Source organism: Streptomyces chryseus, from assembly GCF_014650755.1.
Lineage (GTDB): Bacteria > Actinomycetota > Actinomycetes > Streptomycetales > Streptomycetaceae > Streptomyces > Streptomyces chryseus.
The window spans coordinates 122,888-140,654 of sequence record NZ_BMVO01000012.1 but is presented as its reverse complement, the minus strand read 5'-3'; the positions used below and the strand labels follow the sequence as shown (position 1 = coordinate 140,654).

General features: G+C 72.0%; 19 protein-coding genes. 7 read left to right on the top strand and 12 right to left on the bottom strand.

The features are described from left to right. Positions 1-29 precede the first annotated feature (29 nt). The 3 genes from IE185_RS19540 to IE185_RS19530 all read right to left on the bottom strand — a co-directional run bounded on the left by IE185_RS19540 (position 30) and on the right by IE185_RS19530 (position 2,304). Positions 30-635 (bottom strand): MarC family protein, encoded by a 606-nt coding sequence (locus IE185_RS19540; RefSeq protein ID WP_138897815.1) that lies wholly within the window; start codon positions 633-635, stop codon positions 30-32. Positions 636-699: 64 nt separating this feature from the next. Then, on the bottom strand, positions 700-1,566 hold the full coding sequence (locus IE185_RS19535; protein ID WP_138897816.1) for a PHP domain-containing protein: 867 nt from the start codon (positions 1,564-1,566) through the stop codon (positions 700-702). A gap of 99 nt (positions 1,567-1,665) precedes the next feature. Then, complete coding sequence (locus IE185_RS19530) at positions 1,666-2,304, bottom strand: DUF6758 family protein (RefSeq protein ID WP_138897817.1); 639 nt, start codon at positions 2,302-2,304, stop codon at positions 1,666-1,668. Between the two features lie 157 nt (positions 2,305-2,461). Between IE185_RS19530 and IE185_RS19525 the strand changes: the two genes are divergently transcribed. Next, a complete protein-coding gene (locus IE185_RS19525) occupies positions 2,462-3,694 on the top strand; it encodes an MFS transporter (RefSeq protein WP_138897818.1) in 1,233 nt (410 codons plus the stop codon). A gap of 13 nt (positions 3,695-3,707) precedes the next feature. Here IE185_RS19525 and IE185_RS19520 read toward each other — a convergent pair whose 3' ends face one another. Then, positions 3,708-4,292, bottom strand: a complete 585-nt coding sequence (locus IE185_RS19520; RefSeq protein WP_138897819.1) for a suppressor of fused domain protein — start codon at positions 4,290-4,292, stop codon at positions 3,708-3,710. Between the two features lie 462 nt (positions 4,293-4,754). On the opposite strand from IE185_RS19520, the gene IE185_RS19515 reads away from it, so the two are divergent. Beyond that, positions 4,755-5,870: a magnesium and cobalt transport protein CorA gene (locus IE185_RS19515; protein ID WP_138899214.1), complete on the top strand. Its 1,116-nt coding sequence runs from the start codon at positions 4,755-4,757 to the stop codon at positions 5,868-5,870. Here the strand turns inward: IE185_RS19515 and IE185_RS19510 are convergent. After that, positions 5,848-6,786, bottom strand: a complete 939-nt coding sequence (locus IE185_RS19510; protein WP_189715627.1) for a DMT family transporter — start codon at positions 6,784-6,786, stop codon at positions 5,848-5,850. The genes IE185_RS19515 and IE185_RS19510 overlap by 23 nt on opposite strands. 176 nt (positions 6,787-6,962) lie before the next feature. Between IE185_RS19510 and IE185_RS19505 the strand changes: the two genes are divergently transcribed. Beyond that, positions 6,963-7,478 carry a hypothetical protein gene (locus tag IE185_RS19505; RefSeq protein WP_138910047.1) on the top strand — a complete coding sequence of 172 codons (516 nt, stop codon included), beginning with the start codon at positions 6,963-6,965 and terminating at the stop codon, positions 7,476-7,478. On the opposite strand, the gene IE185_RS19500 is transcribed toward IE185_RS19505, so the two are convergent. Beyond that, the gene (locus tag IE185_RS19500) at positions 7,475-8,236 is read right to left on the bottom strand and encodes a hypothetical protein (RefSeq protein WP_189715625.1); all 762 of its coding nucleotides are present in this window, start codon (positions 8,234-8,236) and stop codon (positions 7,475-7,477) included. The genes IE185_RS19505 and IE185_RS19500 overlap by 4 nt on opposite strands. A gap of 173 nt (positions 8,237-8,409) precedes the next feature. Between IE185_RS19500 and IE185_RS19495 the strand changes: the two genes are divergently transcribed. Genes IE185_RS19495 through IE185_RS19485 form a run of 3 tightly spaced genes read left to right on the top strand, consistent with a single transcriptional unit; the run spans position 8,410 to position 11,465 of the window. Next, positions 8,410-9,711, top strand: coding sequence for a magnesium transporter MgtE N-terminal domain-containing protein (locus IE185_RS19495; protein ID WP_138897674.1), 1,302 nt, complete (start codon positions 8,410-8,412; stop codon positions 9,709-9,711). Then, complete coding sequence (locus IE185_RS19490) at positions 9,701-10,288, top strand: DUF1003 domain-containing protein (protein ID WP_138897673.1); 588 nt, start codon at positions 9,701-9,703, stop codon at positions 10,286-10,288. Before IE185_RS19495 ends, IE185_RS19490 begins: the two co-directional genes overlap by 11 nt. A gap of 43 nt (positions 10,289-10,331) precedes the next feature. Then, the gene (locus IE185_RS19485; RefSeq protein ID WP_069930473.1) at positions 10,332-11,465 is read left to right on the top strand and encodes an Mrp/NBP35 family ATP-binding protein; all 1,134 of its coding nucleotides are present in this window, start codon (positions 10,332-10,334) and stop codon (positions 11,463-11,465) included. Positions 11,466-11,573: 108 nt separating this feature from the next. Here IE185_RS19485 and IE185_RS19480 read toward each other — a convergent pair whose 3' ends face one another. The 5 genes from IE185_RS19480 to sigE form a co-directional block, all read right to left on the bottom strand. Continuing rightward, entirely contained in the window at positions 11,574-12,254 is a 681-nt protein-coding gene (locus IE185_RS19480; protein WP_138897672.1) for a hypothetical protein, read from the bottom strand. A 119-nt stretch (positions 12,255-12,373) separates the two neighbouring features. After that, complete coding sequence (locus IE185_RS19475; protein WP_138897671.1) at positions 12,374-12,853, bottom strand: sec-independent translocase; 480 nt, start codon at positions 12,851-12,853, stop codon at positions 12,374-12,376. Positions 12,854-13,004: 151 nt separating this feature from the next. Next, on the bottom strand, positions 13,005-14,825 hold the full coding sequence (locus IE185_RS19470; protein ID WP_189715623.1) for a S1C family serine protease: 1,821 nt from the start codon (positions 14,823-14,825) through the stop codon (positions 13,005-13,007). Between the two features lie 94 nt (positions 14,826-14,919). After that, complete coding sequence (locus IE185_RS19465) at positions 14,920-15,879, bottom strand: anti-sigma factor family protein (protein WP_138897912.1); 960 nt, start codon at positions 15,877-15,879, stop codon at positions 14,920-14,922. Further along, positions 15,876-16,655 carry an RNA polymerase sigma factor SigE gene (sigE, locus tag IE185_RS19460; protein ID WP_189715657.1) on the bottom strand — a complete coding sequence of 260 codons (780 nt, stop codon included), beginning with the start codon at positions 16,653-16,655 and terminating at the stop codon, positions 15,876-15,878. The genes IE185_RS19465 and sigE overlap by 4 nt, the downstream gene beginning before the upstream one ends. Positions 16,656-16,794: 139 nt before the next feature. Here sigE and IE185_RS19455 point away from each other — a divergent pair, with 139 nt between their 5' ends. Next, on the top strand, positions 16,795-17,460 hold the full coding sequence (locus IE185_RS19455; RefSeq protein WP_138897913.1) for an O-methyltransferase: 666 nt from the start codon (positions 16,795-16,797) through the stop codon (positions 17,458-17,460). A 105-nt stretch (positions 17,461-17,565) separates the two neighbouring features. Here IE185_RS19455 and IE185_RS19450 read toward each other — a convergent pair whose 3' ends face one another. Beyond that, a complete protein-coding gene (locus IE185_RS19450) occupies positions 17,566-17,733 on the bottom strand; it encodes a DUF3117 domain-containing protein (RefSeq protein ID WP_003966491.1) in 168 nt (55 codons plus the stop codon). Between the last annotated feature and the right edge of the window lie 34 nt (positions 17,734-17,767).

Genomic DNA, 17,767 nt, shown 5'->3' with positions numbered 1-17,767 from the left:
GGGGCGGGCCGGCCGTCCGGGATCCGGGGTCAGCTGCCCCGGATCACCTGCGTGACGCCGTTGATGATCTGCTGCACCGCGATCGCGGACAGCATCATGCCCGCGAGACGCGTCACCAGCACCACGCCGCCGTCCTTGATCACGCGGATGATCACCAGCGAGTAGCGCATGGTCAGCCACAGGACCACGTGCATCGCGACGATCGCCGCCCAGACCGAGATTTGGCTCTTGACGCTCCCGGCGTGCTGGACGGCCAGGATGACGGAGACGATCGCACCGGGGCCGGCGAGCAGCGGCATGCCCAGCGGCACGAGGGCGACGTTGACGTCCTTGGTCTGCGTCGGCTCGTCGGTCTTGCCGGTCAGGAGGTCGAGCGCGATCAGGAGCAGCAGCAGGCCGCCCGCGATCATCAGCGCGGGCACGGACACGTGCAGGTAGTCGAGGATCTGCTGGCCGAGCACTCCGAAGACGGCGATCACGCCGAAGGCGACAGCGACGGCCTGCCAGGCCATCCTGCGCTGCACCTTGGCAGGCCGGCCCGAGGTCAGGGCAAGGAAGATCGGGGTGATCCCAGGGGGGTCCATAATCACGAAAAGCGTGAGAAAGAGGGATCCGAAGACAGCGAAGTCGAGCACAGTGAGGCCTTGCGAGAAGAGGGGTCTTACGAGGGAGACGAAGGGGCCGCGAAGGGAAGCGCGGTTACGGGCGGCGGCTTCCGCCCGCGCCCGGCACGGGGAACGCGCCGGTCGCGCGCCGCGTGATCTCGCCGTAGATCTCGGGGTCCGTGGTGTACTCCCCGAGCCGTACGGTCTTGCGGCTGCCGTGGTAGTCGCTGGACCCGGTGACCAGCAGCCGGAGGTCGGCGGCGAGGCCGCGCAGGCGCGCGCGGGCCGGCTCGTCGTGGTCCATGTGGTCGACCTCGATGCCGTCGAGACCCGCGGCGGCGAGCGCCGCTATCGCGCTCTCGGGGACGGTGTCGCCGCGCTGGACGGCGCCGGGGTGGGCGAAGACGGTGACGCCGCCGGCCGCCTTGACGAGGCGGATCGCGTCGAACGGGTCGAGCTCGTGCTTGTCGACGTACGCGCGCCCGCCGTTGGCCAGCCACTCGGGAGTGAAGGCGTCGGAGACGGTCTCGACAACGCCGATCTCCACCAGGGCGGACGCGATGTGCGGGCGGCCGACGGAGCCGTCCCCGGCGATACGGGCCACCTGGTCCCACTCGACCGGAACGCCCAGCTCCCGCAGCTTGCCGACCATGGCCCGCGCGCGGGGCACCCGGTCGTCGCGCACCAGCTCGCGCTCGCGCGCCAGCTCGGGTTCGTCGGGGTCGAAGAGGTACGCCAGCATGTGCAGCCCGATGCCGTCGAGACGGCAGGAGAGTTCGGCGCCGGTGACGAGGGTCAGCCCGTCCGGGAGCGCGGCGATCGCCTCGGCGTGGCCGCGCGTGGAGTCGTGATCGGTGAGCGCCACGACGTCCAGTCCGGCCGCCGCCGCGTTGCGCATCAGCTCGGCGGGGGTGTCCGTGCCGTCCGAAGCCGTGGAGTGGGTGTGCAGGTCGATGCGCACGACGCGGGACTCCGGGGCTCGGCGGGACGGGGGACCGGTCCAGGATAGCCGGGAATCGAACACCCCCGGGTCCGCCCGCGCCGGCCCCCGCAGCCCTGGTCAGGCCAGCAGCCTGGGCGACAGCGCCCCGCACGGTACGAGGTCCACCTCCGCGCCCGCGTCGCGCAGATCGGTCAGTATCAGCTCGTCGTACATCATCAGCCCCGACTGCTCCGGCCAGACGACGGCCCACAGCCACAGGCCGCACGCCTCGCCCGCGAAGACCGCGCGATCGTCGGGTACGCCGGACAGATGCCACAGCGGGGTGGGCCGGCCGGCCGCCATCAGCTTGGCCTGCGGCGGCTTGTCCATGCTCATGTACGTCCCGGGGTCCGGGCCCTCCACACCGGCGTAACGCGCGCCGAGACCGACACCCAGCTCCTCCGCGACGAGCAGCATCTCGCCGAGGCCGCCGAGCGGCCCGGGTCCCGAGCAGGCGACCACGGTGGCCCGCGAGCCGCCGCGGTCGTCACCCGCGCAGGTCACCCCCGTGAACAGCCAGCCGACCGGAAGCGGCCAGGGCATCCACACCGGGACCTTGGCGCGTTTCACGGCCACCGTGAGCGCCTCGACGCTGGGTGGCACCACGGGCTGCAGCGGGTGCACCGTCCCGTGCACATCGCACTGCCAGGAGTCGGCAAAGAGACCGGGCGCCCTGACCCGGCCACCGCACTTCGGGCAACTGGGTTCGCCCCTCATAGGCCCCAACGGTCCTCCCCGGCCGTCCCCGCGTCAAGGACGATCACCCGTCCGGAGCGTGCCCTTGTCCGGGGAGATTTAGATGTAGCTTGCATTCATTAGAGAATCTAACTTATTCTGCGCACAGGGCAACGAGCTAGCGGAGAGTGGAGGCGTCATGCACGGAGAGGATCCCTTCGACGAGGGAGCCGGCAGCATCCTGCGCCAGCCCAGGGCCGTATGGGCGACGGCGGGCGCGTCCGTGGTCGCGTTCATGGGCATCGGCCTGGTGGACCCGATCCTGCCGTCCATCGCCAAGGGGCTGGACGCGACGGCGAGCCAGGTGTCGCTGCTCTTCACCTCGTACTTCCTGATCACGGCGGTGGCGATGCTGGTCACCGGCTTCGTCTCCAGCCGCATCGGCGGCCGCAGGACGCTGCTCGCGGGCCTCGCCCTGGTCGTCGTGTTCGCCGCCCTGTCGGGGACCTCCGGCTCCGTCGGCGAACTCGTGGGCTTCCGCGCGGGCTGGGGCCTGGGCAACGCGCTCTTCGTGTCGACCGCGCTCGCCGTGATCGTCGGAGCGGCGGCCGGCGGCAGCGCGGCGGCCATCCTGCTGTACGAGTCGGCGCTCGGCCTCGGCATGGCCTGCGGCCCGCTGCTCGGCGCCGCGCTCGGCAACGCGAGCTGGCGCTACCCCTTCTTCGGTACGGCCGCCCTCATGGCCATCGGCTTCGTCGCCATCACCGCGTTCCTCGCGGAGCAGCCGAAGCCGGCCCTCGGGACCTCGCTGCTCGACCCGGTCAGGGCGCTCGGCCACGGCGGGCTCGCGTCCGTCGCCGCCTCGGCGTTCTTCTACAACTACGCGTTCTTCACGGTGCTGGCCTTCACGCCCTTCGTGCTGGACATGACGCCGTACCGGTCGGGCGCGGTCTTCTTCGCCTGGGGCCTGCTGCTCGCCGTCTTCTCGGTGCTCGTCGCGCCGCGCCTGCAACGGCGCTTCGGCTCGCTCAGGGTGCTCGGCGGCTCCCTGCTGCTGCTCGCCGCCGACCTGCTGGTCCTCGGGTACGGCGACCACACCGTGGCGGTCGTCTGCACGGTCGTCTCCGGCGCGTTCATCGGCATGAACAACACCGTCTACACCGAACTGGCCCTGGGCGTGTCGGACGCGCCCCGGCCGGTCGCCAGCGCCGGATACAACTTCGTCCGCTGGTTCGCGGCGGCTGCGGCGCCCTTCCTCGCCCCCAAGATCGAGGAGTGGACCGACCCGCACATCCCGTTCGTGGTCGCCGCCGTGGCGGCGGTCGCCGGGGCCGTCGTCATGTGGGCACGGCGTACGTCGCTGGTCCGCCGCGCCGGGGAAACGGCCCCGGCGCACGCCACCGAGGACGGGGGCTCAACCTTCGCCAACTGACCGGCCGTGGAGGTCAGTCGAGCGGCACGGAGGCGCGCAGCGGGTCGCGCAGGTCCGTGCCGTGCGACAGCCAGCGTTCCTGGAGCTCCTGCGCTCCCTTGACCCGCTTCCACGCCGCCTCGTTCGGCGTCATCGGCAGCAGCGGCAGGAAGCGCACCGGGTCCATCGGGGCGTCCAGCTCCAGGTCCTCGACCAGGCCGCCGGACTCCGCGACCAGTACGGAGCTGAAGGGCGCCCCCGGCCACAACGGCTCCCCGAGGTCCAGCGACGCCCCGGGGGCCACGATCACGCCCTCGACCTGCGGAGACGCCGCAAGGACCGCGAGCGGGCGCAGCGCCTTGTCGGTGTCGGCGAGCCCGGCCCGTACCGACAGGACCAGCTCGGCGCGCGGGCCCTTGACCGGATCGGCCAGGACGGCGGTCGGGTCGGCCATCGGCTGGGCCGACATGCCGAGCGTGGCGTAGCGGATGACGTCGCCGTCGACGAAACGCAGTACCTCCATCCGGTCCGTACCGAGGAACGTGACAGCGGCGCGCGCGTCCGGTTCGCCCAGCGTCGTACGCAAACGGGCTTCGACCAGCGCAAGAACATCTCCCATGCCGCGAGCATAAGTCGCGTGGGGAGGGGGCAAGGGAGGGACTTGACACAACAGTGGGCTGATAGTCTTGGCCGCTGGTCAGGGCAGCACGCAGAAGCGTGGCTTTCGAGCCCCGACATCACGTCATCCCCCACGGGGGACCGGCCGGAGGAGGTGGGGCTGCGGTGGATCGAAGTCGTCCCGGCAGTACCAACCGCTCTTCCGCACCGTCAGTGTTCCCCGGGGCCTGAGCCCCTTCGTACCCGGTCGCCAGCCGGTGAAACCCATGGGGCTCACGGCATTTCGCACGACGGAAGAGCACTTCGTTTTTGCCTGATCCGTGTCTGAGCGAACGCCGTCACCGCGTCCTTGCGGTGCCGCCCGCTTTGCCGACGTACGGCCGCCCCGACGCCGTGGCCCGCACGTCTCCATTCCGGGCAGTGCCATGCCTCGCAGACGGCTTCTCCGTGAAGGAGCCCCGCCATGTCGATGATCCGTGACCTGCGCGCAGCGGTCCGTCCGTCCCTGCGCAAGAGCAGCGCCGTGTACAGCGGTTACGACGCCACCCGAGACCCGTCCGCGAGCAGCGCGGTCGTGGACTGCGCCGTCTACCGCGACGGGCGCCGGGTGAAGGACGCCGAATGCCTCACCCCGCACGAGGCGATGATCCGCGTCCGGGAGGGCGGCGGCTTCGCCTGGATCGGTCTGCACGAGCCGACCGAGGAGGAATTCGCCGGTATCGCGGCCGAGTTCGGGCTGCACCCGCTGGCCGTGGAGGACGCCGTACACGCACACCAGCGGCCCAAGCTGGAGCGGTACGACGACACCCTGTTCACCGTCTTCAAGACGATCCACTACGTCGAGCACACCGAACTGACCGCGACCAGCGAGGTCGTGGAGACCGGTGAGGTGATGTGCTTCACCGGCAAGGACTTCGTCATCACCGTGCGGCACGGCGGCAAGGGCTCGCTGCGCGCGCTGCGCCACCGGCTGCAGGACGATCCGGAGCTGCTGGCCAAGGGGCCCTCGGCGGTGCTGCACTCGATCGCCGACCATGTCGTCGACGGGTACATCGCGGTGGCGGCGGCCGTGCAGGACGACATCGACGAGGTCGAGATCGATGTCTTCTCGGCACCGGCCAAAGGCAGTCCGCGCGGCTCGGACGCGGGCCGGATCTACCAGCTCAAGCGGGAGGTCCTGGAGTTCAAGCGGGCCGTCGCACCGCTGCTGCGGCCGATGCAGCAGCTCAGCGAGCGGCCGATGCGGCTGGTCGACCCGGACATCCAGAAGTACTTCCGTGACGTCGCCGACCACCTCGCGCGCGTGCACGAGGAGGTCGTCGGCTTCGACGAGCTGCTGAACTCGATCCTCCAGGCCAACCTGGCGCAGGCGACCGTCGCCCAGAACGAGGACATGCGCAAGATCACGTCCTGGGCGGCGATCGTGGCCGTACCGACGATGATCTGCGGGGTCTACGGCATGAACTTCGACCACATGCCGGAGCTGCACTGGCGCTACGGCTATCCGCTCGTCCTCGGCTCCATCGTCGTCGTCTGTGTCAGCATCCACCGCACACTCAAGCGGAACGGCTGGCTCTGACCACGAGCGCGAGACCGGCCAGGATCACCGCCAGCGCCGGGTAGGCGGCCGTCGGCGGCTGCTGACCGAGCCAGAGCGCGGCGATCAGGGCGGCGCCCGGGGTCTCCAGGAGGATCGCCGTCGAGGTGACGGAGGGGCCCAGGGTGCTCACGACACGGTTGAGCAGGGAGTGGCCGAGGAGCTGGGCGGCGGCGGTGAGCGCGGCCAGCTGGAGCCAGGTGGTGGCGCTGTACCCGCCGAGGTCGGCGCCCGCCACCAGACAGGTGACCAGCAGGATCAGGGCGGTCGTGGAGTAGCAGACGTAGGTGTACGCCGTGGTGCTCACCGTCCGCCGCACCTCGGCCCCGAGCAGGACGTACCCGGCGGCCGCGATGCCGCCCCCCAGGGCGAGGGCGTCGCCCGCGAGCGCGCGCGGGGACAGCGTCATGTCGACGCCGGTCAGGATGACGACGCCGACGACGGCGAGCACGGTGCCGGCCCACACCATGCGCGGCGGCCGGTGGCCGCGCATCCGCAGCACGATCGTCGTCCAGATCGGGGTGGTGGTGCACAGCGCGGTCGAGGACGCCACGGAGGTCATCCGCAGGCTGGGCAGCCAGAGCCCGAAGTGCAGGGCGAGCAGCGCGCCGGCGGCGACGGCGAGCAGCAGCGGCCTGCGGCCGATGCGGCGCAGTTCGGCGCGGTGCTTGAGCAGCACGAGCGGGCTCAGGACGCCGACCGCCATGGCGTTGCGCCAGAACGCGATGGCCAGCGCGGGGGCGGCGGTCGCCGCGATGAGCGGCGCGGAGAACGACACGCTCGCGACGGCGACGCCGAGCAGGACGAGGTCGACGCGGGGAGCGGCGGGGAGGCCGGGGGGCGGCGGGGCGAGCGCGGGGGACGTGACGCCGTCGGTGCGGCGGGCTGTTGCGGGCACGGGGATCACCGTAAGGGGCTTGGACGGGTTACGGAACTGTCCGGGCAGCCCACTTCGCCGCCGGGGGCGGGACGAATCGGGCAGGGCCGGGGCCGGCCGTGCCGGAGGGGCCGTGCCGTCCGGGAAGGGCGGGGTGGGGAAGGGCCGCGCGGGACACGGGGCCTAGGCTGAGCCGCATGACGCAGACCTTGCTCGACCAGGCCCTCGTCGAGGAGGCCACCAAGAAGTCCGGCCTCATCTGGGTACGAGGCACCGGCCCCGCCCGCTCGCTCTGGCACGTCTGGCACGACGGCGCCGCCTACGTCGTGGGAGACGGCCCCGGCGAGCAGCCGTTCCCCGGGCTGGCCGACGGCGCGAGCGCCGAAGTCACCGTACGCAGCAAGGACAAGGGCGGCCGGCTCGTCACCTGGACCGCCGCCGTCACCGAGCACCCGGCCGGCTCCGAGCTCTGGAAGGCGGCCGTCGCCGAGCTCAAGGGCAAGCGCCTGAACGCACCCGACGCCGAGCAGATGACCGAGCGCTGGGCCCGCGAGTGCCGCGTACTGCGCCTGGAGCCGCAGGGCGCGACCACCGGCCTGCCCGACGGATCGCTCGCCGCCGTGCCCCTGCCGACCGGTGCGACGACCCGGCTTCCCGTACCGGCCGCGCTTCCCCGCCTCCTGCTGAAGCGGAAGACGAAGAAGAGGAGCTAGGACGCGTCCGAACTCTTGGGGAGCTGGCCGCCGTAGTCGACCGTCTCCCCCTTGCCCGGCGCCTCCAGCGCGAACTCCTTGTCCCAGTCGGCGAGCCGCACCACGCCCGCCCCGCCCGCCCGCTCCAGCTTCAGCGGATACGGGGTGCCGAGCAGCGACACGGCGAGCGTTCCGCCGGTTCCCTTGCCGCCGGTGACCTCGATCGTACGGACGCCGCCGACCTTCGGCCGCTCGCCCTTGCCGAGCTTGCCGTGCAGTCCGAGCAGGCCGTCGAGCAGGACGTCCTTGTCCGTGAAGCCGCGCAGCTGGTCGTAGACCGGGTCGTCGTCGGGGACCTTGACGTACTTGTCCTCCAGCTTTCCGGCGGCCTCGTCGGACCCGGAGGGCTGCCCGCCGTTGTCCCAGAAGTCCGCGCCGGCCTTCATGAACAGCTCGTCGTCGATGCGCAGCAGCTCGAACGTGCTGCCCTTCGACGTCACCGACCCCGTGCCGCCGTCCTCCTTCAGGCGCATGTCCAGCTTGTACGAGCGCCCCTTGCTGACGACGGTGCCCGAGAGCCGTACCGACTCCGCCTCCCGCGCCGCGTTCCGCGCCTTGGCCTCGATGGCCGGCGCCGAGAGTCTCCCCACCCCGTTGGTCCCCTTGTCCGGGTCCACCGGTTCCTCACCGCAGGCGGTGAGCACCGCGGTCAGCCCGGCGCACACGACGCCGATCAGGGCGGCCCGGCGGGCTCGGGCGGCCGGGGGAAATGCAGTCACAAGCGCACTGCCTCTCATGCGGGTGTCCGGGGTGGCAGCAGGCAGCGTACCCGTGCCGTCTACGCCGTCCGGCAGAGAGCCGTCCGGACGCCCCGTTGGAGCGGCACCGACGGGCACGGGCTAGCCTGAACCCGTTACGGCCCCTACTTGTGCACAAAGGGAGGCGCACCCTCATGGCATCAGGCGCCCCCCGGGTCTTCGTCTCGCATCTCGCGGGCATCGCCGTCTTCGACCCGAACGGCGACCAGGTCGGCCGCGTGCGCGACCTGGTCGCGATGCTGCGCGTCGGCAGCAGGCCGCCGCGGCTGCTCGGCATGGTCGTCGAGGTGGTGAGCCGGCGCCGGATCTTCCTCCCCATGACCCGCGTGACGGGCGTTGAGTCCGGACAGGTCATCACGACGGGCGTGGTCAACATGCGCCGCTTCGAGCAGCGCCCGACCGAGCGGCTCGTCCTCGGCGAACTCCTCGACCGCCGGGTGCGGCTCGTGGAGACCGGCGAGGAGGTCACGGTCCTCGACGTGTCGATCGTCCAGCTGCCCGCCCGCCGCGACTGGGAGATCGACAAGGTCTTCGTCCGCAAGGGCAAGGGCGGCGCGCTGCGGCGGCGCGGGGAGACGCTGACCGTCGAGTGGTCCGGCGTCACCGGCTTCTCCTTGGAGGAGCACGGGCAGGGGGCCGAGAGCCTCCTGGCCACCTTCGAGCAGCTGCGCCCCGCCGACCTGGCCAACGCCCTGCACCACCTGACGCCCAAGCGCCGCGCCGAGGTGGCCGCGGCGCTGGACGACGACCGGCTCGCCGACGTACTGGAGGAGCTGCCCGACGACGACCAGGTGGAGATCCTCGGCAAGCTCAAGGAGGAGCGGGCGGCCGACGTCCTGGAGGCGATGGACCCGGACGACGCCGCCGACCTGCTGTCCGAGCTGCCCGAGGAGGACAAGGAGCGGCTGCTGATGCTGATGCGACCGGACGACGCGGCCGACGTACGGCGCCTCCTGGCGTACGAGGAGCGCACGGCCGGCGGTCTGATGACGACCGAACCGATCGTGCTGCGGCCCGACGCCACCATCGCGGACGCCCTGGCCCGCGTACGGCAGCAGGACCTCTCCCCCGCGCTGGCCGCGCAGGTGTACGTCTGCCGGCCGCCGGACGAGACGCCGACGGGCAAGTACCTGGGGACGGTGCACTTCCAGCGGATGCTGCGCGAGCCGCCCGGGACGCTGGTCGGCTCGGTGGTGGAGTCCGACCTGCCGCCGCTGTCGCCCGGCACGCCGCTGCCCGCGGTGACGAGCTACTTGGCGGCGTACAACATGGTCTCCGCCCCGGTCGTGGACGAGAGCGGCTCGCTGCTCGGCGCGGTCACGGTCGACGACGTGCTCGACCACCTGCTGCCCGACGACTGGCGCGAGACGGAGTTCCACGACCCGCCGCAGACGCCGGGGACCGTGCCGGGCGGGGAGGCCGTCCGTGGGTACTGACCGGGGCGCCGAGCCGAGGGAGCGCGGGCGCAGCGCGACGGGCGCGAGCGCGCTGCCGCGCGCCTCCCGGGTGCGCCTCGACCAGCCGAGGCCGGCGCGCAAGCGGCTGCTGCCGGAGTACGACCCGGAGGCGTTCGGCCGGTTCTCGGAGCGGATCGCGCGCTTCCTGGGCACGGGGCGCTTCCTGGTCTGGATGACCCTGACCATCGCCCTGTGGGTGGTCTGGAACATCTTCGCGCCGCCCGCCCTGCGCTGGGACGAGTACCCGTTCATCTTCCTGACGCTGATGCTGTCCCTCCAGGCGTCGTACGCCGCCCCGCTGATCCTCCTGGCGCAGAACCGCCAGGACGACCGCGACCGGGTCACCCACGAGCAGGACCGCAAGCAGAACGAGCGGTCCATCGCGGACACCGAGTACCTCACGCGGGAGATCGCGGCGCTGCGGATGGGGCTCGGCGAGGTCGCCACCCGCGACTGGATCCGCTCCGAGTTCGCGGACCTGGTCAAGGAGCTGGAGGAGCGGCGCTCCCTATTCCCGCCGGAAGCCCCTTACGAGAGTGACGAATCCGACCGCTGACAGGGCTTTCCCGGGGCGGCGGTACGCGCCGTACCATCACGGTATGGCTATGGAAGACGCGGTGCGCGAAGCACTGGCGACGGTGAACGACCCCGAGATCCACAAACCGATCACTGAACTCGGCATGGTCAAATCGGTTGAGATCGGGGCAGATGGCGCAGTTGCCGTCACGGTCTATCTCACCGTCTCCGGCTGTCCGATGCGCGAAACGATCACCACCAACGTACGGGAGGCGGTCGAGCGCGTCGAGGGTGTGACCAGCGTCTCCGTCGAGCTCGACGTGATGAGCGACGAGCAGCGCAAGGAACTGGCGGGCGCGCTGCGCGGCGGCACCGCCGAGCGCGAGGTGCCCTTCGCCCAGCCCGGTTCGCTGACGCGGGTGTACGCGGTGGCGTCCGGCAAGGGCGGCGTCGGCAAGTCCTCGGTCACCGTCAACCTGGCCGCGGCGATGGCCGCCGACGGGCTGAAGGTCGGCGTCGTCGACGCGGACATCTACGGACACAGCGTGCCGCGCATGCTGGGCGTGGACGGCAGGCCCACCCAGGTCGAGAACATGATCATGCCGCCGTCGGCGCACGGCGTGAAGGTCATCTCCATCGGGATGTTCACCCCGGGCAACGCGCCCGTGGTGTGGCGAGGTCCGATGCTGCACCGGGCCCTCCAGCAGTTCCTCGCGGACGTGTACTGGGGCGACCTGGACGTCCTGCTGCTCGACCTGCCGCCGGGCACCGGCGACATCGCCATCTCGGTGGCGCAGCTCGTGCCGAACGCCGAGATCCTGGTCGTGACGACGCCTCAGCAGGCCGCCGCCGAGGTCGCCGAGCGGGCCGGCTCCATCGCCGTGCAGACCCACCAGAAGATCGTCGGCGTCGTCGAGAACATGTCGGGCCTGCCCTGCCCGCACTGCGACGAGATGGTCGACGTCTTCGGCACCGGCGGTGGCCAGAAGGTCGCCGAGGGCCTCACGAAGACGACCGGCGCCAACGTGCCGGTGCTGGGCTCCATCCCGATCGACGTACGGCTGCGGGAGGGCGGCGACGAGGGCAAGCCCGTCGTGCTGACCGACCCGGACTCGCCGGCCGGTGCCGCGCTGCGCACGATCGCGGGCAAGCTGGGCGGCCGCGCGCGCGGCCTGTCGGGCATGTCGCTGGGCATCACCCCGCGCAACAAGTTCTGATGTGACGCGGTCCGCCTCGGCCCTTGAGGCGGACGGCACGGGCACCCGGGAGGGGGCGCCGCTCCGAGTGAGCGGCGCCCCCTTCGCCGTGCGTCGTGCGACGGGTGGTCAGCCCTGGTCGTACGCCGTGATGTCCTTGATCACCGAGAAGCCGAGGCCGTACGCGCTCATGCCGCGCCCGTACGCCCCGAGAATCACGCCGCCCTCTCCGGCGCCCGCGAGCACCCAGCCGTACTCCGACTCGCGGTAGTGGAAGGACGCCGGTACGCCGTCCACCGGCAGCGACAGCGTCGTCCAGGCCGGTCCCGACAGGTCGTCGGCCAGCTCGAAGGCCGTCTCGGTCTGCTGGTCCAGCCAGTCGTCGCGCAGCGAGTGGTCGAGCTGGGCGGGCCAGGTCGACGACAGCAGGCCCGAACCGGCCAGCCAGGCGGCGGAGGAGACCGACGTGGCCTCCAGGACGCCCGTACCGTCACCGCTGCGCCGCACGGGGCTGCTGGCGACGGTCACGACGACCGCGAAGCGCTCCTTCTCCTGGGCCTCGTCGGTGGTCGGCCGTATCGTCGGCTCCTCTCCGTGCCCCGTGGAACCGTGCTGCACCGTGCCGTCCGCCGCCGTGCCGACCTGCATCAGCCAGCGGGGTCCGGTGAACGCGTCGTCCAGTCCGTACCAGGGGAAGGGGGCGCGCAGATAGCCGTCGACCGTACGCCGGGCTGCTGGCACCCCCTCCGCTGTGGACGTGCTGGGCGCGAGGGATGCTCCCTGCGCTCCGACCCGACTCGTGGTCTCCATCTGTCCGGCCGCCTCCTTGATCCGTGGCGTCCGGATACGGCCCGCCCCCCTCGGGCGTCCTCACATCCGGACAGATGGAGGATAGCCACCTTGGTGCGGCTCGTCGGGAAGGGCGGGGTTCAGGTGGCGTCGGCGTCGAACGGCGGGCGCTCGCTCTGAGCGGGCGTTTCGCTCTTCTTGAGCAGGTCGGGGGTGCCGGTGGAGTCCTTCGACAGGTTCGCCTTGCCGACGGAACCGGCCGTGCCGTTCGCCGCGCCGGACGGCGTGGGGCGCTCGCGCCCGTTCACGGCGTCCGCGACCTCCGCCATCTCGCTCTTGAGGTCGAAGCTGCTGCGGATCTCCTTGAGACCGAGGTCGTCGTTCTCCATCAGCTGCTTGCGGACGAACGTCTTCGGATTCAGGTCCTCGAAGTCGAAGTCCTTGAACTCGGGGCCCAGCTCGGAGCGGATGTCCTGCTTGGCGCTCTCGGAGAACTCGCGGATCTTACGGATCATCGCCGAGGCGTCCTGGACGAGCTTCGGCAGCTTGTCCGGCCCGAACACGAGCACGGCGAGAACCACGAGCGTCACCAGCTCGAGTGCGCCTATGTCACTGAACACCTTGTTGCTCCTTGGGTTCTCCGCGCCCGCAGGTCGGGTGGGTCTCCCCCGCCGCAGGCAGAGGACCGGTCCGGGCCCGGTCCACGGTACCCGCCCAATCTGTCCGGACGGTACCTTCACGTAACACTCGTGTGGATGCCCGGCCCCGTACTCAGTCGCTGTCGGCCGATCCGAGGGTCACGCCGACCTTCCGTGCCTTGCCCGAGCGCACCACGGTCAGTTCCAGCCGGTCGCCGGGGCGGTGGGCGCGGATCTTGACGATCAGCTCCTGGCCGTTGTGCACCTTCTGGCCGTTGACCTCGGTGATGACGTCGCGGGGCCGGATCCCGGCGCGGGCGCCGGGGCCGCCGGGTGTCACCGCGGGACCGTCGGCGCCCTTGGTGCCGACGCGGGCACCGTCGCCGGTGAACTTCATGTCGAGGGTGACGCCGATGACCGGGTGGGTCGCCCTGCCGGTGTTGATGAGCTCCTCGGCGACGCGCTTGCCCTGGTTGATGGGGATCGCGAAGCCCAGGCCGATGCTGCCGCCCTGGCTGCCTTCCAGGCCGGCGGTGCTGTCCGCCGCGCGTATGGCGCTGTTGATGCCGATGACGCGGGCCTGGGCGTCCACCAGGGGGCCGCCCGAGTTGCCCGGGTTTATAGGGGCGTCGGTCTGGAGCGCGTTGACATAGCTGACGTCGCTGCCGTCGCCCTTCTCGCCGCCCGCGGTGATGGGGCGCTCCTTGGCGCTGATGATGCCGGAGGTGACCGTGTTCTGGAGGTCGAACGGCGCGCCGATGGCCACCACCGGGTCGCCCACCTGGACGTTCTCGGAGTTGCCCAGGGGCAGCGGCTTGAGCCCGTCGACCCCGAGGACCCGGACGACCGCGAGGTCGTAGCCGCTGTCCTTGCCGACGAGCTTCGCCTTCGCGGTCTGGCCGCCGCTGAAGGTGATGTTGATGGTGCCGTCGGCTCCGGCGGGCTCCACGACGTGGTCGTTGGTCAGGATGTGACCCTTGGCGTCGAGTACGAATCCGGTGCCCGTGCCCTGTTCGCCGACGCCATTGACGTGCAGGGTCACGACGCTGGGCAGGGCGCTGGCCGCGATGCCCGCGACGCTGTCGGGCGCGCGGCCCTTGCCGTCCTGCGGCCCGGCCTGGGGCAGTTCGACGCGGGTGATGCCGCCGTTGCGTTCGACGTAGGCCCCGACGCCGCCGCCGACGCCGCCCGCGACCAGGGCGACCAGCAGGGCCCCGACGAGCAGGGTGCCCCGGCGGGTCTTCTTCGGCCGGGCGGGGCCCGCCGGGTCACCGGGATGGGTCAGCGGCTGCTGGGGGGCGCCCCAGGGGTCGTACTGGAGCCACTGCGAGGGCTGGTGGGGGTGCGGCTGCGGCTGGCGATGGGGCTCGTGCTGGTGGTGCTGAGGTGACGGTGCCGTGGGGACACCGGCGCCGTTCGTCGTGGACCCGGCGGGGGTGCCCGGTGCTCCCGGCGGTACGAACGTGCCCTGGGGCGGGGTCGGGACCGGCCGCTGCACGGGCGGCGCGGGAGCCCAGGGACCCGGGCCCCCGTACGGCGGGGTGGCGTACGGATCGGGCGCGTGCAACGGCTGCGGACGCTGCTGCCGGTCGACGGGCCCGGCGCCGGCGGGCCGCGCAACGGCGGCCCCGGCCGACGCGGGCACGTCCTCGGCGGACGACGGCGCGGGCACGGCCCCTGCGGGCATGTGCTCGGCGGGCGACTGCGCGGACCCGGCCGCTGCGGGGACGTCCCCGGCGGACGAAGGCGCGGGCACCGCCGCAGCGGGCTCGCGCCCGGCGGACGACGGCTCGGGCACGGCCTCCTTGGGGGCGCGCTCGGCGGCTTCGGCCGCTCGGGGCTCCTCGTCGGGAGGCGTCGACGACGCAGCCTCGGCCCGCTCCGGTGCCCCCTGGACCGGCTCGGGACGGCTCCACCACTTCGCCTTCGGACCGGTGGGCGTGCCCTCGTTCATGCTCTCCCCGCAACCCCACGAGCACGCCCGCAGGGCTGTGCCACTTCGTTGTCCGTGCCCCTCGCGGGGCACCCCTCCCGAGATTCAACCAGCCTCAGGGGGAAACGGGCAGCCCGGGAGCCAACGGAGTCGCCGGGCGAAGCGGCGACGGCGCCGCTCTCAACGCCGGGCGGTGGCCCGGGTCGTACGCGAGCGACAGCGCGGAGCCCGAGCGCCGTATCAGCGGCAACGGGACCTCACCGGTGAGCGGGGGCGCCGGGAAGGGCTGCGCCAGGGAAAGCCCCTGCGCGCCGCCCCGCCCCGGTCCCGCTCCGAAGAGCCGGGCCGGCACGGCGTCGTTCGCACCGACATCGGCGCCGGCCGTGGCGCTCGCGGCCACGAGACCGTGACTCTTGCCCGTCGTACGGCGTCGGGTGTTCTCGGTGGCGGCGCCGCTCGGGCCCGCCACGCGCAGCGGCGTGACGCTGTTGCCGGAGCCGCCCCGCGCGGTGGTCTCGCCCGCGGAGCCGACCGGCATGGCGCCGCCGAGCGCGAACGCGGCGAGCGATACGGCGCTCGCGGCCGCGAAGGCCAGCCGTCTGCCGCGCCCGCCCGAACGCTCCGCCTCCGCGCGGCCCACGTCATGGATCCGGAAGCCACGGCCGGGGGCGGCGCCGGGAAGCACGCCGGTGTGTCCGGGGGCCGGGGCGTAGCCGAAGTCGAAGGTGCTGCCGGGCCGGCCGGGTCTCCCTCTCGAGGTGTCCGCGCCGAAGACTCCGTGCCCGAAGCCTCCCGGACCGAACGGCCTCGGGTCGTCGCCGTCGTCGCCCCCAGGGCCGCCGCCGGGCAGCCCCTGGAGCCGGGCGAGCAGGCCCTCGGACGGAGGCGGCGGTGCGGCGGTGGAGAAGACGCTCTTCAGGCGGCGCTGTGCGTCGGCCTCGGCCTTGCACTTGGCGCAGGTCGCCAGGTGCGACAGGACACGCTCGCGGACGTCGTGGCTCAGCTCGCCGTCCACCAGGGCGGCCAGCCGGTCCCCGAGGTGCTGCTCGGCGGAGGTCGGTCGGGTGCCACTCACTCGGCTCCACCCTCTCCGCCCACCGCGGACACGCCCGTACCGACGCTCGCGAACGAGCGCTGTTCGGCACGCGCCTCGGGAGACCGGTGCTGGAGAGCCTTGCGCAGGTGGGAGCGGCCGCGGTGGATCCGGCTGCGGACGGTCCCGAGCTTGACCCCGAGCGTCGCGGCGATCTCCTCGTACGACAGGCCCTCGATGTCACAGAGCACGACCGCCGCACGGAACTCGGGCGCGAGCGTGTCCAGCGCCTGCTGCACGTCCGCGTCGAAGTGGGTGTCGTTGAAGACCTGCTGCGGGGACGGCTCTCTGCTCGGCAGGCGCTCGGCCGCGTCGTCGCCGAGCGCGTCGAAGCGGATGCGCTGCTTGCGGCGGACCATGTCCAGGAACAGGTTCGTCGTGATGCGGTGCAGCCAGCCCTCGAACGTGCCGGGCGTGTACGTCGACAGCGAGCGGAAGACGCGGACGAAGACCTCCTGGGTGAGGTCCTCGGCGTCGTGCTGATTACCGGTCAGGCGGTAGGCGAGGCGGTAGACGCGACCACTGTGCGTGCTGACGATCTCCTCCCAGGTGGGAGGAGTCCACGCCTGAGATTCCGCATCTGAGGCGAAGGTCGCGGTCTGCGCGGAATGCGTGGAAGGTGTGCGGTCAGCAATGTCGGTCACGGATTTCGGCTCACCCGCCGACCTGAGAAAGCGCCGCAGCACTCCTCCCCGATCCACAGGCGCAGCCGCACCTCCCCTATCGGCTCTGGTGGTGTCCAGTGGAGCCCCTACCATAGCCACCTCGCCCGTTAGCTCCGGATAAGCGTCTTTACGTGAATTTGGAACCTTGCGGTCCTGGTCCATGTCTCCCCCTGCTCCCTTTCAACGCCCGGTCCCATCTGCGGGTTCCCGACGCCAGCGGATACAGTCACGGTTGCGCCAACTACGGGGACAGGAGAGGGCCATTACCGCCAACCGGCAGACGAACTGGGCGTTCGCCGACGCCTATGTCGCCGAGGACGAAGCCCTGCACTGGGCGCGCGATCGGGCCCGGGAGGCAGGACTGCGCGCGGTGTCGCCCGGAACAGGGGCCGCGCTGCGGCTCCTCGCCGCGACCGCCGACGCCAAGGCGGTGGCCGAGATCGGTACCGGCACCGGCGTCTCGGGCATCTATCTGCTCAACGGGATGCGGCCCGACGGCGTACTCACCACCGTCGACCCGGAGCCGGAGTGGCAGCAGTTCGCCCGTGAGGCGTTCCGTGCGGCCGGCTACGCGGCGAACCGCTCGCGGTTCATCCCCGGGCCCGCCCTCGACGTGCTTCCCCGTCTCGCCGACGGCGGCTACGACCTGGTCTTCTGCGACGGTGACCGTCTTGAGTGCATGGACTATCTCGCTGAATCGTTGCGCCTGTTGCGACCCGGCGGAATCGTCGTGTTCGAGGGCGTTTTCGCCGGCGGCCGCACCGTCGATTCGGCGGCGCAGCCCGCGGAGGTGCTGCGCCTGCGGGAACTGCTGCGCGAGGTGCGCGAGAGCCACCGGCTGGTCCCCACGCTGCTCCCGGTGGGCGACGGACTGCTCTGCGCGGTACGCCGCGGCTGATCCGCCGCGCCCGGCGTGCGGCGGCGCCCGGCCCGCCCCACACGCAGCACTGCCCCGGCACGCTTGCGGCGTACCGGGGCAGTGAAAAGTTCGGGCGCTTCCGCGTCAGCCGACGACCTTCTTCAGAGCGTCGCCGAGCGCATCGGCCTCATCCGGAGTGAGCTCGACGACAAGTCGTCCGCCGCCTTCGAGCGGAACGCGCATGACGATGCCCCGCCCCTCCTTGGTCACCTCGAGCGGGCCGTCGCCCGTTCGCGGCTTCATGGCCGCCATGCTCGTTCCCCTTCCTGAAACCAGCTCATCGCAG

Excerpts from the sequence above, each read along its gene's own strand:
- IE185_RS19530 (WP_138897817.1), bottom strand. The coding sequence starts at position 2,304 with ATGAGGGGCGAACCCAGTTGCCCGAAGTGCGGTGGCCGGGTCAGGGCG.
- IE185_RS19520 (WP_138897819.1), bottom strand. The coding sequence starts at position 4,292 with ATGGGAGATGTTCTTGCGCTGGTCGAAGCCCGTTTGCGTACGACGCTG.
- IE185_RS19480 (WP_138897672.1), bottom strand. The coding sequence starts at position 12,254 with ATGGAGACCACGAGTCGGGTCGGAGCGCAGGGAGCATCCCTCGCGCCC.
- IE185_RS19495 (WP_138897674.1), top strand. The coding sequence starts at position 8,410 with ATGGCATCAGGCGCCCCCCGGGTCTTCGTCTCGCATCTCGCGGGCATC.
- IE185_RS19485 (WP_069930473.1), top strand. The coding sequence starts at position 10,332 with ATGGCTATGGAAGACGCGGTGCGCGAAGCACTGGCGACGGTGAACGAC.
- IE185_RS19450 (WP_003966491.1), bottom strand. The coding sequence starts at position 17,733 with ATGGCGGCCATGAAGCCGCGAACGGGCGACGGCCCGCTCGAGGTGACC.
- sigE (WP_189715657.1), bottom strand. The coding sequence starts at position 16,655 with ATGGTAGGGGCTCCACTGGACACCACCAGAGCCGATAGGGGAGGTGCG.
- IE185_RS19525 (WP_138897818.1), top strand. The coding sequence starts at position 2,462 with ATGCACGGAGAGGATCCCTTCGACGAGGGAGCCGGCAGCATCCTGCGC.
- IE185_RS19505 (WP_138910047.1), top strand. The coding sequence starts at position 6,963 with ATGACGCAGACCTTGCTCGACCAGGCCCTCGTCGAGGAGGCCACCAAG.
- IE185_RS19470 (WP_189715623.1), bottom strand. The coding sequence starts at position 14,825 with ATGAACGAGGGCACGCCCACCGGTCCGAAGGCGAAGTGGTGGAGCCGT.
- IE185_RS19515 (WP_138899214.1), top strand. The coding sequence starts at position 4,755 with ATGTCGATGATCCGTGACCTGCGCGCAGCGGTCCGTCCGTCCCTGCGC.